Source organism: Neisseria sp. P0008.S004 (genome assembly GCF_051962755.1).
Lineage (GTDB): Bacteria > Pseudomonadota > Gammaproteobacteria > Burkholderiales > Neisseriaceae > Neisseria > Neisseria subflava_A.
Genome location: NZ_JBQCUZ010000005.1, coordinates 105,915 through 118,887, shown reverse-complemented (window position 1 = coordinate 118,887; position 12,973 = coordinate 105,915). Strand labels below are relative to the sequence as shown.

Sequence of the window (12,973 nt, the reverse complement as noted above, 5' to 3'; positions counted from 1 at the left end):
TAGATTTTCAAAAAATAAACCTTAGTCAGGCCCTATTGAGCCAATCTTAAGTAATATAAAAAAGCGGCTAAACAGGATAAACACTGTTTGCCGCTTTTTGATTTATTTCTTTATTTTACTTCTTCAACAATTTTGCCGCTTCAATCGCATAGTAAGTCAAAATACCATCAGCGCCGGCGCGTTTGAATGACAACAGGCTCTCCAAAATGGTTTTTTCACCATCCAACCAGCCGTTTTGAATGGCAGCCTGAAGCATGGCATATTCGCCGGAAACTTGGTAAGCATAAGTCGGTACGCCGAACTCGTCTTTGACTCGACGGACGACATCCAAATATGGCAGACCCGGTTTTACCATGACCATGTCTGCGCCCTCTTGAATATCCAATGCTACTTCGTGCAAGGCTTCATTAGTGTTTGCAGGGTCCATTTGGTAGGTTTTCTTGTCTGCCTTACCCAAATTGCCGGAGCTGCCGACGGCATCGCGGAACGGGCCATAGAACGCTGAAGCATATTTTGCCGAATACGCCATAATGCGCGTATGGATATGTCCAGCATCTTCTAAGGCTTCACGGATGGCAAGAATACGTCCGTCCATCATGTCTGACGGGGCAATGACTTGTGCGCCCGCATCAGCATGACACAAAGCCTGTTTTACCAAAACTTCAATGGTTTCATCGTTGAGGACATAGCCATTTTCATCGGTTAAACCGTCTTGGCCGTGAATGGTATAGGGGTCCAAGGCAACGTCGGTCATGATACCCAACTCTGGGAATTTCTCGCGCAGGGTTCGTACCACTGTCGGCACCAAGCCTTCAGGGTTATAAGCCTCCTCCGCAAACTCGGTTTTATTTTGCGTTACCACAGGAAACAAAGCCAGCATAGGAATACCGAGCTTCAGTGCTTCTTCAGCGGTAAACAATAATTTGTCCAAACTTTGGCGTTTGACACCCGGCATGGATGGGACCGCCTCTTCCTGATTTTGGCCTTCCAATACAAAAACCGGATAGATCAAATCATCTGCTGTCAAAGTATGCTCGCGCATCAGGCGACGTGAAAAATCGTCTTTACGCATACGGCGCATACGGGTGTTTGAGACATAACGCGGAGGGAAATTCATAATAATTGCCTTTAAATGATGAAGTCTTAAAATCAGTCTTCGACTTGACGCATGGCCTTAACCGAACGCTTGATTTCGCTGAGCGTATCGGTTTTATAACCGCTACGTTCCTGTTCGGTCATGCCGTTTTGATCCAATTGGGCGATATTTTTCAATGCCTCGGCATACTGGCCGTCTGAAAGTTTTTCCTGTTTGATGTGCCAACGGTTTTTCACTTCGGAAGCCGTCCATAAGCCTACTTTGTTGTAGTAGAACAAAATGCTTGCCGCTAGCGTTTTCATATCGCTGTCAGGCTTGGCACTGCCGATACTGCGGCCGATACGGTTGTTGCGCTGATCAACCGCTTGGTCGGCAAGGTAGCGGCTGAAGTAGTCATCTTTACCTTCACGCAATTCCATATCCGTCAGACGCGCATTACCTGCTTTTTCTGCAATAATGCTGTCGAATTTGGAAGCAATCGCCGCCTGCCATAATGCTTGGCGTACGGCATTGACCTGTGTTCCCCTACTGTCGCCGTTTGCTTTGTCGTCCAAACCTGTACGCTCGGCAAAGCGTGTGGCATTACTGGTCATATTGATTAAGCCTTCGTCTTCCATGCCGATAACTTGAGCAGCTACGGGATGGTTAAGCGCGAATTGAGCCATTTTGCTGCGGCGGCTTTGATCTTCCTGATACGATTGACAGCCGGACAATACCAGCATGCCGAGAACGGCGCATTGAATGTGTTTTTTAATATGTTTCATGATGTAACTATCGATATTATTGTGTGAGTTCAACTTCTTTGTTTAACATAGAAACGCCCGTAAGCGCAAATTAATTTCCATACGGACAAATCGGCGCATAAATGGCTATTTTATAATAAAAATAAGGCCGTCTGAAAACTTTCAGACGGCCTGAGTATTTTTAACCCAGTAAGCTGCGAATCTGCGGCCAGTAAAACAGGCAGGCTATCGAGCAAATAGCAATGCTAATACCGGCTGCATTAATGCTGCTGATTTTTTCCTTAAATATTGCCGCACCAATCAGCGTACCCAAAACAATCACACCAATATTCATACCCGCAAACACCAAAGTCGGATTATCCTTCATGATTTGGTGTGCAGAAATGTAGGTAACAATATTCAAAAAGTTCAGACAGCCCAAAATCATACCGCCTACTATGCCCTCTTTGGTCCATTTGCTTCCTTTGGCAAACAGGTAGCCAAACATCAAGATGCCGGCCAAACAAAACGCCACCAGCAAATTGCCGGCAAACGCGGTACCGCTTTTTGCCACTTGTTTGAATAAAATATCGATGACGCCGTAGCCGCACCAAACGCCCAAAAGCAGCATTACTTGCGTGCTGAAGCCACCGGATTTCTTGCCGCCATCGCTTTTCCAAAGCAAGAAAAACAGTGCCGTAAATGCCAATACCAAACCGATCAGACGGCCTTCGGTCAACTGCTCATGGAAAAGCGTGAATGAAGCGACAATCGGCAGAAACAGCGATAAGCGTTGCGCCGCATCCGATTTGACGATACCTGCCGCATCTACCGATTTGCCCATAATGACAAACACGCTTGGCAGCAAAATGCCCAATGCCGCAAAAAGCCACCAAGTCGGTAAAAATACCTGCGGATTACTCAAATCAGGCTTTAACACCAGCATGGTCAAAGTGATGGCAACGATGTAGTTCACCGCCACCGCTTGCTCGATATTGATTTTTTGCTTGCGCGCCACTTTCAGCAGTACTGAAACCAACACGCTGCAAACGATACTTGCCAATAAATATGTCATGCTTTAGAACCATCCTTGATTAGAAACAGGCTTATCTTCATTCAGTTTAATCAATCCGACGACTACACGATAAATGAGCCAAACACCGGTTGCCGCCAAAATCAGCCAACCGATTAAGATAAGTATGGTCAGCATCCCTAAAACCATACCAATCAAAGACACCCAAAATGTCTTAATCAGATAATCAATATGGCTGGCGTAAATGCTGCCTTGCGCTTCATCGCGTTTGATAAACGCCAAAATCACACCGACGACGGGTGTAAACCAAATAAACAAGCCCAAGGCATATGTCACATAGGCAATAAAAACATAGTTTTTCACTTCGGATTTGGACGTATTGACCATATTGCCCCCCGTATTATTGTTCCCTGTATTATAGTTTGCCGTATGATTGGCCGCCGTATCATTGAAGCTGTTTTCTTTGACTTCCTGACGCTCGTACTGCATCGCCGCATCATAAGCCAGACGTTTTTCCGGATGAGACAATACTTCAAACGCCTGTCCGATGGCTTTGAAACGCTCCGCATCTTTCTGAATATCCGGATTGGCAACCAATTTACCGTAAGCCTCGCGGATAACGCTGATATCAGCATCCTGAGATACACCCAAGATTTCGTATAAATTTAATTGTTCCATCTGTATTCCTATCCTTTATGAATCGACTGCAACATGAACATCTTTCGGATTGAGCGTCCGCAGGTTTTCAGGCTTCATGCCTACGATAAACCCACGTTTGCCGCCATTGATAAAAATCTCGTCCAAAGCCCAAATGCTTTCTTCCACATAAACCGGCAATGCGGTTTTCATACCGAACGGCGACGTACCGCCAACCAAATATCCTGTCCATTTCGCCGCCTGATCTGCCGTTGCCGGCACGATGTGTTTCAAGCCCAGTTCGCACGCCAGATTGCGGGTAGAAATATGTTTGTCGCCGTGCATTAACACAACCAAGCCTTTTTTATGCTCATCCTGCAAAACGATCGTTTTGATGACCTGATGCTCGGGCTTGCCCGTACATTCGGCAAAACGCGCCGTACCGCCATGTTCTTCATACGCATAAACATAAGGGACAAAATCAATTTTCTTACTGCGTAAAAAGCGCACTGCCTGCGTAACCGGATATTCTGCTTTACTCATGGTTGTTTTCCGCCACCCTTTTCAGACGGCCCCTCTTAAATGTGGAACGTAAACAACTGCAATGTTACCATACCTTCTTTTTGAAATCAGGAGACAACATGGACATCCGCTATCTTGGCACAAGCAAACGCTATTCGGAAGCCGTCGTAGCCAACGGCTTGGTTTTCCTCTCTGGCATGGTTCCCGAAAATCCTGAAGCCGACGCCAAAGCACAAACTGAAAACGTTTTGGCGCAAATCGATTCATGGCTCGCACAATGCCAATCCGACAAAGCCCACATTTTAGAAGCTACCATCTATCTGCCCGATATGAACGACTACGCCGCTATGAATGAAGCCTGGGACGCATGGACAGCCCCTGAGCGCGCTCCGGCCCGCGCCTGCGTGGAAGCGAAACTGGCTTCACCAGACTGGAAGGTTGAAATCAAAATTACCGCCCTTCAAATCAAATAAAGCACAAATATCAGGCCGTCTGAAAACGCCGCTTCAACCAAGCAAGCGCAGTTTTTCAGACGGCCTTTATTCTTTTGAGGTACAATACCGCCCTTAAATTTTTCTATTATTTCAAAGCACAAACAGCCATGTCCAAAAAAACCAAGCAAGAATTAGAAAACAACAAACTCAGCAAACGCCTGCGCCACGCCGTCGGCGATGCCATTAACGATTTCAATATGATCGAACCGGGCGACAAAATCATGGTCTGCCTCTCCGGCGGCAAAGACAGCTACGCCCTTTTAGATATTCTGCGCCAGCTTCAAGCCAGTGCGCCGATTGATTTCGAACTGGTCGCCGTCAATCTCGACCAAAAACAGCCGGGCTTCCCTGAAGAAGTATTGCCGACCTATCTCGAAAGTATCGGCGTTCCCTACAAAATCGTTGAAGAAGACACCTACTCCACCGTTAAACGCGTGTTGGACGAAGGCAAAACGACTTGTTCGCTGTGCAGCCGTTTGCGCCGCGGTATTCTCTATCGCACTGCAAAAGAATTGGGCTGCACCAAAATCGCCTTGGGACACCACCGCGACGACATCCTCGCCACCATGTTCCTGAATATGTTTTACGGCGGCAAACTCAAAGCCATGCCGCCCAAACTGGTGAGCGACAACGGCGAACATATCGTCATCCGTCCTCTGGCGTATGTCAAAGAGAAGGACTTGATCAAATACGCCGAGCTGAAGCAATTCCCAATTATCCCATGCAACCTCTGCGGCTCCCAGCCCAACCTGCAACGCCAAGTTATCGGCGACATGCTGCGCGATTGGGACAAACGCTTCCCCGGCCGTATCGAGTCCATGTTCTCCGCCCTGCAAAACGTCGTTCCATCACATTTAGTCGATACCGAACTCTTCGACTTTGTCGGCTTGGAACGCGGTCAAAACCTGAAACACGGCGGCGACTTGGCGTTTGACAGCGAAAAAATGCCGGAACGTTTCTCCGACGGCAGCGAAGAAGACGAAAGCGAAATCAAAATCGAACCGCAAAAAGCCGAACGCAAAGTCATCAATATTTTGGCAAATAAACCCAAAACCTGCGGTATGTAAACGCGTTTAGACATTCAGACGGCCTTTCGGTAGCTATTTACCGAAAGGCCGTCCGAATATTCATATTTAAAATTTTTCTATTCTTTTTTATCTATTCTTTCCCTGACAAACCGTGCAGCAGCAATCCCAATACGTCTTGCGGCAGCTTTTGCGGCGCGGCGGCATAAAGCGCGGTCAGTTGAGGATGGCGCATCAATATATCCGCCTGACGAATGAACAGGTCGATGAGTTCCACCGGCAAATCGGGCTGAATCAGGCGGCGTTGTTGCAGAGCATGGAAGAATCCGCGCATAAAGGCGTATTTTTCTTCGTTCAATTCGCGGAAAAAGCGCTCCAGCTCCAAATCGATGTTCTCTTCAATGTCGCGCAGGAAAGCGGCGGAATAAAGTTCTTCAAACGATTGTTTTTGCAGGGCAAACACAGCCTCAGCGGCTTCGCGCAGGCTGCATTGCCGTTCAAGCAGATTTTCAAATTCGGCACGGACGCGGTTTTTCTGCTCGGTAACTATTGCCTGCAAGAGTGCGTTTTTACCGCTGTAATATTTGTAAAAAGTGACGCGGCTGACGTCGGCCTCAGCGCAGATGCTGCCTACGGATACGGCGGAAAAGCCATGTTCGCGGAACAGGCGGCGGGCGGTGTCGGCGATGGTTTGTTGTTTGCTGGCAGTCATGACGGTAAGAAGATTTTGATTTTGTTCATAAAGGGTTTTCATTAAAGTTATCCGCAAGTCGGATACTCATCATATTTCCCCACGGCGGCAATGGCAATACGGCGGCGTTTCAGACGGCCTCTTTCCTTATTCCTTCACTGCCCTACTGATAGAGGCTGTCGAATGCTTAGCAGGCTAAATTCATGAAGATTACATAATTTTCCTCCTCCAACCTTCTTCCCCAAATAGGAGAGGGATTTTTTTGGACAATTCACGATAAGAGGGGAAACAAAGTGAATGATAAACACTTGCATTCCTGTTTCTTATTTCTTATACTTTACATTAATAGTTTGTTTTATGTAAATGTGTAAACACAAATATTTGCATACTGACGGAGCAATTGGATTACCTGATGTTCAATCCACCCCGACGTATGCCGTCTGAAAGGATAAGGAAATGCAGAAACACACCCTCCGCCGCCTCCCCCTATTGATTGCTGCCGCTTTCGCCTCCGAATGGATTTATGCCGCCGATGCGGCGCAAGATGCGGAACAGGTGCAGTTGGAAGAAGTCGTCGTAACCGGCGAACGCACCAACCGCAGCGGCTTTGAAACCGCCACGTCCAACCGCGTCTTCACCACGCCGAACATCGACCGCAGCGGCCACAACCTTTCCGCGACCGACCTGCTGAAACAGACCGTAAACACGGTGGACTTGGGCAGCGGCAACGATTTGCCGACCGTGCGCGGTGTGGACGGCTCCGGTCCCGCCGTCGGCGCGGTGGCGTTTTTCGCGGGCACGCGGCCGCGCCTGAACCTCTCCATAGACGGCCGCTCCGCCACTTACAATGAATTCGCCTTCGGCACGCAGTCGCTGTGGGACATGCAGCAGGTGGAAGTCTTGCGCGGGCCGCAAAGCCATGTGCGCGGGCAGAACGCGGTGGCGGGCGCGGTGGTGATGCGTTCCAAAGACCCGACCGACGAATGGGAAGGCGCGCTGCGCTTGGGTTTGGGCAACCAAAAAACGCGTAATGTTGCCGGCGTAGTGTCCGGCCCGATTGTGAAAAACAACCTTGCCTTCCGCTTGAGCGCGGAGCGGCAGCAACGCGAAAGCTACGAACCGTTCGTGTCCTATGAGCCGACCGGCAACCCGCGCCGCGTGGAAAACACCAACGTGCGCTTCAAACTCCTGCTCACGCCCGAAAACCATCCCGATTTTTACAGCCGCCTGACGCTGAACCACATCCGTTCGCGCGCGCCGCAAAACGAAATCATGGGCAACACCGCCAGCCGCCGCTTTTTAAAAGAAAAGCCCGTGTTCGTAACCGGCTCGACATCGGGCATCTGGGACGTATCGTGGCAGCTTAACGACTATCTGAAACTGGAAAACAAACTGATTTACGGCCGCTACCACAACGAGCGGCTGCACCTGCCGATGACCGTCAGCCCGCAAGGCGTGCCCGCCGAACTCAAAGGCCGCGAACTGCAATGGGAGCCGGTATTGCATTTTTCCAACAAAGGTCGTCTGAAAGGCCTTGCCGGACTGCACTACTTCCGCAGCAAACAAGACGAATGGGTAGATATCCGCAGCGTCGGCGGCCGCAACACCTTTGACGACCGCAACAGCGTGCGCGCCCTGTTTGCCGAAACCACATACAGCCCCAGCGAAAAATGGGACATCACGGCCGCCGCCCGCCTTGAAAAAGAAACGCACAAACGAAGCGGCGGCAGCGGCGCGCTGCACCTTGATTTAGACAAAGGCCAGACCGTGTTCCTGCCCAAAATCGACATCGCTTTCAAACCCACCGACCAATGGGTCAGCGGCATCAAAGCCGCGCGCGGCTACAATCCGGGCGGCGCGGGCATCACCTTCGGCCGCCCTGTCGTAACCTACACTTATGAACCCGAATATGTGAACAACTACGAGTGGTACACCCGCTGGCGCAGCGCAGACCACCGCCTGCAACTCACCGGCAACCTGTTCCTGAACCACTACCGCGACATGCAGCTCCCCTTCTATCTCGGCACCAACTCCGTCGTCATCCGCAACGCCAAAAAAGTCCATACCTACGGCGCGGAACTTGCCGCCGACTGGCAGGCGACCGACAGCCTGAAACTCACCACCGGACTGGGGCTGCTCAACACCAAAATCAAAAGCTATCCCGACAGTGGCATCGAAGGCAACAAACTCGGCCGTGCGCCCAAATACACCGCCAACATCGGCGTGAAATACCTGAACGACAAAGGCTGGGAAGCCGGCGGCGACGTGCGCTTCTACGGCGGCTACTACTCCGCCGCCGACAATGCCGAATCAGGCAAAATCGGCGCATACAACCAAGTCAACCTCTACACCGCCTACAACTTCAAACAAGGCCGCATCTCGCTCTACGCCGACAACGTGTTCAACCGCCGCCGACCCATATTCATTTCTAGCGCCGACCGCCAAGACGCACTCTACCAACGCCCCAGAAGCGTGGGCGTGAGCGCGGAATGGAAGTTTTAGGCGGGGCTGAAATGATGGAGGCCGTCTGAAACAATCGTAGGTCGGGCATCAATGCTCTACCTACGGTGACTGGAATAACGAAGGTCGTCTGAAACAGCCGTAACAACCGATTATCGTCATTAGCTTACGCAAGTCTGCTTCGCTACCCCCGCGCAGGCGGGAATCCAGACCTATCCGCACAGAAACTTATCGGATAAAGAAGTGCCTTCGAGTCTCCATTCTGGATTCCCGCCTGCGCGGGAATGACGGCACAAGAAGTCTAAATAAAAAGCCAAGCATAAATGCCCAACTATTAACCTACCCTGCTTCCCAACACCCAAAGGAATCCGATGCACTACTTCACCCCCGCCAAAACCCTGCCCGAAGGCACCATCTACCTGACCGACCTGACCCACGTCGCCGACTTTTCCGACTGGCTGGCCGAATTCGAAACCCTGTTAAACCAAAACCGCCGCTTCGCCACCGTCTGCACCCCCATGCGACGGCAGGTAAGCGACGAACAGCGCATTGCCGACCGCAAAACCTACATCGAATGGATAAAGGCACACCGGCCGCAACTCGCCGAACGCTGCGCCGCCATGCTCCTCATCGAACCCGACGCGGCGCAACTGGCGTTCTTCCGCGAACAATCGTCCAAACTCGGCCCCGCGCTGGGCGTGAACTACATCGTCGAAGCAGATGAAACAACCGCCCTGCTTCGCGCAGAAGAAGCGTTGAAGGCCGTCTGAAAAGATACTAAACCTATTTAAATACAAATCAAGTATTGCCACCCAATATGTTCAGACGGCCTTGTCCCTTTATTTGCCTTATCTTCAAAAGAATCATGTGATGTCCGACAATCAGACTTCCCCAAACTCACGCGACTGGCTGCTGCTTATCGGCGGCAGCACTTACAAATTCACGCTAACCGGTTTTTATCTGGTCGCGCTGATCGCTATTTTGAAAAATCACGGTTACAGCCTGAACCAACTGAGCTGGATTCATTTAATCGGCAGTATCGAAGCAGCGAAAGTATTGTTTGCCGCACTGATGGAGCAGCGGCCGGCGGGGCGGTTCGGGCGGTTTCGCGGCTGGCTGCTGACGGCGACACTGGGGCTTTCGGCAGTATTCGGGCTGATGGCCTGCACCGACATCACGCAGAATTTCCCGCTACTTCTGGCCTGCTGCGTTTTGCTCTCGGCCATGTCGGCGGTGTACGGCTGCGCGATGCTGGGTTTGTCGTGCATCGTCCTGCCGCACCGCGAACGCGGTTTCGGCGGCGTGATTCAAACGATGGCGGCACGCGGCGGCAAGATAATCGGCGGCGCGCTGGTGTTGTGGCTGTATCAGGAATACGGACAGACGGCGGCGGCCGGCTTTATGCTGGCGTTCAGCCTGCTGATGTTGCTGCAACTCTTGTACTACCGCGAGCCGGGAAGTCCGACGGCGCAAGGCAGTTGGACGGCGTTGGCAACGCGGCTGGTTTCTTTTTGGCAGCAACCTGAAACGGGCTGGCGGTGGCTGGTTTTGCTGTTTGCCGTTGCCGTACCGTATGCGTTTATGGCGGCAACCTTTGTGCCCAAGCTGGCGGATTTGGGCTTCAACCCGAAGCAGACGGGCGGGATTCTGGCGGTGGGCATTCCTGTTGCCTGCCTGATCGTTACGCCGCTGTCGGGCTGGTTTTCGCGCAATTATTCACGCCGCAAACTCGTGTTCCTACTCTACGTGCTGCAACTGCCGCTTTTGGCATCCATGACCGCCATCGATACGCTCGCACGCGTCCACCCTTGGCTGCCCCCCGCGCAAATCATCGCCCTGAGCCTGAGCTACACGCTACTGCTGCCGGTGATACTAGCGTTGGTGATGGACAAATCCGACCGCGCCACCGCTGCACTCGACAGCAGCCTGCAATTTTCTGTCGTCCTGCTCGGCAGTTACGCGGCCGGTTTCTCCGCCCTACGTCTGGCAAAGGCTATTGGTTATACAGATGCGTATTGGGTTGCAGTGTACTTGGCCGTATTGGTAGGCCTGCTTTTATATTTGAATAGAAATTTATTCAATCATTCGGATCGTGATTCACAATAATTCGCTTAGGTATTTATTCATCGATTTTAATTGAGCGCTCCTCTGGATAATTTTTCATTTTATTGCACAATCTCTCATGAAAATATAACAAAATGTGCCCATAATACTGCCGTTATTACACTCTTAAATTCAAAAGGAACCTCATGACTGCTGTTCTCATCGTTCTCGGCTTGATCGCCATTGTTGTCGGCATTTTAGGCACGATTTACCCTGCCTTGCCCGGATTAGGTTTGATGTTTGGTGGTGCATGGCTGTTGGGTTATGCCGGCGATTATCAAGTGTTTGGCTCGGGTACGCTGACATTTTTGGCCATCGTTGCCGTATTCGGCACTGCGATGGACTATGTGGCAGGGGCATTGGGGGCAAAATATACCGGAGCAAGTAAAACCGCGGTTTGGGGCGCGTTTATCGGCGGCATCGTCGGCGCATTCTTCTCCATTCCCGGCTTGTTGCTCGGCCCTTTGACCGGTGCGGCCATCGGCGAATTTATCGCACGCAAAGACACTTGGCAGGCAGGCAAAGTCGGTATCGGTACGTTTATCGGCTTCATCATCGGTACTGTGGCCAAAATCGGCTGCGCATTGACCATTGCGCTGACCATTCTGTTTGTTTGGTTGGCCTCATTGTTCTAAGACAAAACATTAAAGGCCGTCTGAATTTCAAGTATTCAGACGGCCTTTTCATTTCACTATTTATTTTTCTTATTTGCCGCAGCAGGCTTTGTATTTTTTACCGCTGCCACATGGGCAAGGATCGTTGCGACCCACTTTTTCGCCTTCGCGGCGGACGGTTTGCGGTTTATTGATGATGGCCTGCCAATACCAGTAAATATCCAGCAGGACGTGCGGCAAATCAGATTCCAACTGGGTCAGCTCTTTTTCATTCAGATGCAAGATGACTTCGCCGTTTTCCTCATCGTCATAGATGCCGCCCAAAGCCATAATCGGATAGAACAAATCTTCAAACTCTTCCTGATCGACTGCCTCAAACCAATCGGTAGGCACAATATCCAGTGCGTAAAGGTAGGCGTTACACCATGTGTAGAAATCCGGATTGCCGGCTTCGTCTTCATAAAACCACAAATCAGGCAGGATTTTCTCATTAAGCTTCATGCGCATATCGGCGGCCATTGCCATGACCAAACGCTCGATTTCGGTACGCTCTTTGGCATCAAACAAGGATTCTTCACCCAAAATTTCAGGCAGCCAGTTGGTCGGATTCAAAGCATCCGGACCGCTCAACAAAGCCATCATAAAACCCTGCACTTCATCACAACGCATGGTGTTGTGGGCTTCGGATTTGGCATCCAGCAATTCCATCAATCGGCTGCGTGCCGCTTCATCAAAAGTCAGTATTTGCATTTTCGTTCCTTAAAATAAAATCGTATTATGGTTTTCAGACGGCCTGGGCATGGATACGTTGCCGCATTTGTTCAAACAGACAAACCGTTGCCGCCATCGCGACATTCAAGGATTCGGTTTGCCCCAACATGGGGATTTTGACACAGGCTTCAGCCTTCTCTTTCGTCGTTTCACTCACGCCGCTGCCTTCGTTGCCAAACACCCAAGCGCAAGGTTGGTTGAGGTTCATTTCATACAAACCGATATTGCGGCCACCCAAAGCTGTTGCCCAAATTGGATGCTGATACGTTTCCATCCAAGCGGATAATTCCACCCGACTGAAAATAGACAGCAGAAAATGCGCGCCCATTCCCGCCCGCAACACTTTGGGCGACCAGATATCCACGGAATCATTGCTGCACACGATTTGCTTGACTCCGGCCGCCGCCGCGCTGCGCAAAATCGTCCCTGCATTACCGGGGTCTTGTACCCGCTCTAATACCACGCAATCGCCGTCTGAAGGCAAGCCTGCCTGTTTCGGAATATCAATCCAAGTCATCACATCATCGGCATCGGTCAGACTGGTGATTTTAGACAGCGCTTCGTTACCGACCCAAGTAATCAATCCCTCGTCCAACTGCGCCGTAATTTCTTGAATTTCAGGATGTTGCTGTTTCTTTTCAGGCAGGTAAACCTGTTTGGGCGTACCGCCGCTTTGCAAATAAGTTTGCAGCAGATGTACGCCTTCCAATACGGTTTCACCGCTTTCGCGCCTTGCTTTGGCCTGCGTCAAAAGACGGAATAAATGTTTGAGCTGTTCGTTTTGAGCAGAGGTAATCAGTTTCATG

14 protein-coding genes are annotated in these 12,973 nt (G+C 50.7%); 6 read left to right on the top strand and 8 right to left on the bottom strand.

What is annotated here, in order from left to right; translation table 11 throughout:
- Positions 1 to 115: 115 nt before the first annotated feature.
- The 5 genes from hemB to ACTHSW_RS06925 all read right to left on the bottom strand — a co-directional run bounded on the left by hemB (position 116) and on the right by ACTHSW_RS06925 (position 4,030).
- A complete protein-coding gene (gene hemB / locus ACTHSW_RS06945) occupies positions 116 to 1,117 on the bottom strand; it encodes a porphobilinogen synthase (protein WP_070460758.1) in 1,002 nt (333 codons plus the stop codon).
- A gap of 32 nt (positions 1,118 to 1,149) precedes the next feature.
- On the bottom strand, positions 1,150 to 1,860 hold the full coding sequence (locus tag ACTHSW_RS06940; protein WP_107810999.1) for a DUF6973 domain-containing protein: 711 nt from the start codon (positions 1,858 to 1,860) through the stop codon (positions 1,150 to 1,152).
- Between the two features lie 160 nt (positions 1,861 to 2,020).
- Complete coding sequence (locus tag ACTHSW_RS06935) at positions 2,021 to 2,893, bottom strand: DMT family transporter (RefSeq protein WP_107769386.1); 873 nt, start codon at positions 2,891 to 2,893, stop codon at positions 2,021 to 2,023.
- 3 nt (positions 2,894 to 2,896) lie between these two features.
- Positions 2,897 to 3,529 carry a DnaJ domain-containing protein gene (locus ACTHSW_RS06930; protein ID WP_070460763.1) on the bottom strand — a complete coding sequence of 211 codons (633 nt, stop codon included), beginning with the start codon at positions 3,527 to 3,529 and terminating at the stop codon, positions 2,897 to 2,899.
- A gap of 15 nt (positions 3,530 to 3,544) precedes the next feature.
- Positions 3,545 to 4,030 (bottom strand): YbaK/EbsC family protein, encoded by a 486-nt coding sequence (locus tag ACTHSW_RS06925; protein ID WP_070460765.1) that lies wholly within the window; start codon positions 4,028 to 4,030, stop codon positions 3,545 to 3,547.
- A gap of 98 nt (positions 4,031 to 4,128) precedes the next feature.
- On the opposite strand from ACTHSW_RS06925, the gene ACTHSW_RS06920 reads away from it, so the two are divergent.
- Both ACTHSW_RS06920 and ttcA read left to right on the top strand, forming a co-directional pair.
- Positions 4,129 to 4,482 carry a RidA family protein gene (locus tag ACTHSW_RS06920; protein ID WP_049349838.1) on the top strand — a complete coding sequence of 118 codons (354 nt, stop codon included), beginning with the start codon at positions 4,129 to 4,131 and terminating at the stop codon, positions 4,480 to 4,482.
- A gap of 128 nt (positions 4,483 to 4,610) precedes the next feature.
- On the top strand, positions 4,611 to 5,570 hold the full coding sequence (gene ttcA, locus ACTHSW_RS06915) for a tRNA 2-thiocytidine(32) synthetase TtcA (RefSeq protein ID WP_107792031.1): 960 nt from the start codon (positions 4,611 to 4,613) through the stop codon (positions 5,568 to 5,570).
- Positions 5,571 to 5,661: 91 nt separating this feature from the next.
- On the opposite strand, the gene ACTHSW_RS06910 is transcribed toward ttcA, so the two are convergent.
- The gene (locus tag ACTHSW_RS06910; RefSeq protein WP_070460767.1) at positions 5,662 to 6,282 is read right to left on the bottom strand and encodes a TetR/AcrR family transcriptional regulator; all 621 of its coding nucleotides are present in this window, start codon (positions 6,280 to 6,282) and stop codon (positions 5,662 to 5,664) included.
- 393 nt (positions 6,283 to 6,675) lie between these two features.
- Between ACTHSW_RS06910 and ACTHSW_RS06905 the strand changes: the two genes are divergently transcribed.
- The 4 genes from ACTHSW_RS06905 to ACTHSW_RS06890 all read left to right on the top strand — a co-directional run bounded on the left by ACTHSW_RS06905 (position 6,676) and on the right by ACTHSW_RS06890 (position 11,417).
- Complete coding sequence (locus tag ACTHSW_RS06905; protein WP_070460769.1) at positions 6,676 to 8,721, top strand: TonB-dependent receptor; 2,046 nt, start codon at positions 6,676 to 6,678, stop codon at positions 8,719 to 8,721.
- A gap of 329 nt (positions 8,722 to 9,050) precedes the next feature.
- Complete coding sequence (locus tag ACTHSW_RS06900) at positions 9,051 to 9,449, top strand: extensin (RefSeq protein ID WP_070460771.1); 399 nt, start codon at positions 9,051 to 9,053, stop codon at positions 9,447 to 9,449.
- Positions 9,450 to 9,549: 100 nt separating this feature from the next.
- Positions 9,550 to 10,785, top strand: a complete 1,236-nt coding sequence (locus ACTHSW_RS06895; protein ID WP_070460773.1) for an MFS transporter — start codon at positions 9,550 to 9,552, stop codon at positions 10,783 to 10,785.
- Positions 10,786 to 10,928: 143 nt separating this feature from the next.
- Positions 10,929 to 11,417 (top strand): DUF456 domain-containing protein, encoded by a 489-nt coding sequence (locus tag ACTHSW_RS06890; protein WP_049333782.1) that lies wholly within the window; start codon positions 10,929 to 10,931, stop codon positions 11,415 to 11,417.
- Positions 11,418 to 11,486: 69 nt separating this feature from the next.
- On the opposite strand, the gene ACTHSW_RS06885 is transcribed toward ACTHSW_RS06890, so the two are convergent.
- Both ACTHSW_RS06885 and ACTHSW_RS06880 read right to left on the bottom strand, forming a co-directional pair.
- Positions 11,487 to 12,146: a YecA family protein gene (locus ACTHSW_RS06885; protein WP_049348483.1), complete on the bottom strand. Its 660-nt coding sequence runs from the start codon at positions 12,144 to 12,146 to the stop codon at positions 11,487 to 11,489.
- A 34-nt stretch (positions 12,147 to 12,180) separates the two neighbouring features.
- Entirely contained in the window at positions 12,181 to 12,972 is a 792-nt protein-coding gene (locus ACTHSW_RS06880) for a TrmH family RNA methyltransferase (protein ID WP_070460928.1), read from the bottom strand.
- Position 12,973 lies beyond the last annotated feature (1 nt).

What these genes read in the sequence shown, in the direction of transcription:
- hemB (WP_070460758.1), bottom strand. Translation starts at nt 1,117, where the DNA reads ATGAATTTCCCTCCGCGTTATGTCTCAAACACCCGTATGCGCCGTATG.
- ACTHSW_RS06940 (WP_107810999.1), bottom strand. Translation starts at nt 1,860, where the DNA reads ATGAAACATATTAAAAAACACATTCAATGCGCCGTTCTCGGCATGCTG.
- ACTHSW_RS06935 (WP_107769386.1), bottom strand. Translation starts at nt 2,893, where the DNA reads ATGACATATTTATTGGCAAGTATCGTTTGCAGCGTGTTGGTTTCAGTA.
- ACTHSW_RS06930 (WP_070460763.1), bottom strand. Translation starts at nt 3,529, where the DNA reads ATGGAACAATTAAATTTATACGAAATCTTGGGTGTATCTCAGGATGCT.
- ACTHSW_RS06925 (WP_070460765.1), bottom strand. Translation starts at nt 4,030, where the DNA reads ATGAGTAAAGCAGAATATCCGGTTACGCAGGCAGTGCGCTTTTTACGC.
- ACTHSW_RS06920 (WP_049349838.1), top strand. Translation starts at nt 4,129, where the DNA reads ATGGACATCCGCTATCTTGGCACAAGCAAACGCTATTCGGAAGCCGTC.
- ttcA (WP_107792031.1), top strand. Translation starts at nt 4,611, where the DNA reads ATGTCCAAAAAAACCAAGCAAGAATTAGAAAACAACAAACTCAGCAAA.
- ACTHSW_RS06910 (WP_070460767.1), bottom strand. Translation starts at nt 6,282, where the DNA reads ATGAAAACCCTTTATGAACAAAATCAAAATCTTCTTACCGTCATGACT.
- ACTHSW_RS06905 (WP_070460769.1), top strand. Translation starts at nt 6,676, where the DNA reads ATGCAGAAACACACCCTCCGCCGCCTCCCCCTATTGATTGCTGCCGCT.
- ACTHSW_RS06900 (WP_070460771.1), top strand. Translation starts at nt 9,051, where the DNA reads ATGCACTACTTCACCCCCGCCAAAACCCTGCCCGAAGGCACCATCTAC.
- ACTHSW_RS06895 (WP_070460773.1), top strand. Translation starts at nt 9,550, where the DNA reads ATGTCCGACAATCAGACTTCCCCAAACTCACGCGACTGGCTGCTGCTT.
- ACTHSW_RS06890 (WP_049333782.1), top strand. Translation starts at nt 10,929, where the DNA reads ATGACTGCTGTTCTCATCGTTCTCGGCTTGATCGCCATTGTTGTCGGC.
- ACTHSW_RS06885 (WP_049348483.1), bottom strand. Translation starts at nt 12,146, where the DNA reads ATGCAAATACTGACTTTTGATGAAGCGGCACGCAGCCGATTGATGGAA.
- ACTHSW_RS06880 (WP_070460928.1), bottom strand. Translation starts at nt 12,972, where the DNA reads ATGAAACTGATTACCTCTGCTCAAAACGAACAGCTCAAACATTTATTC.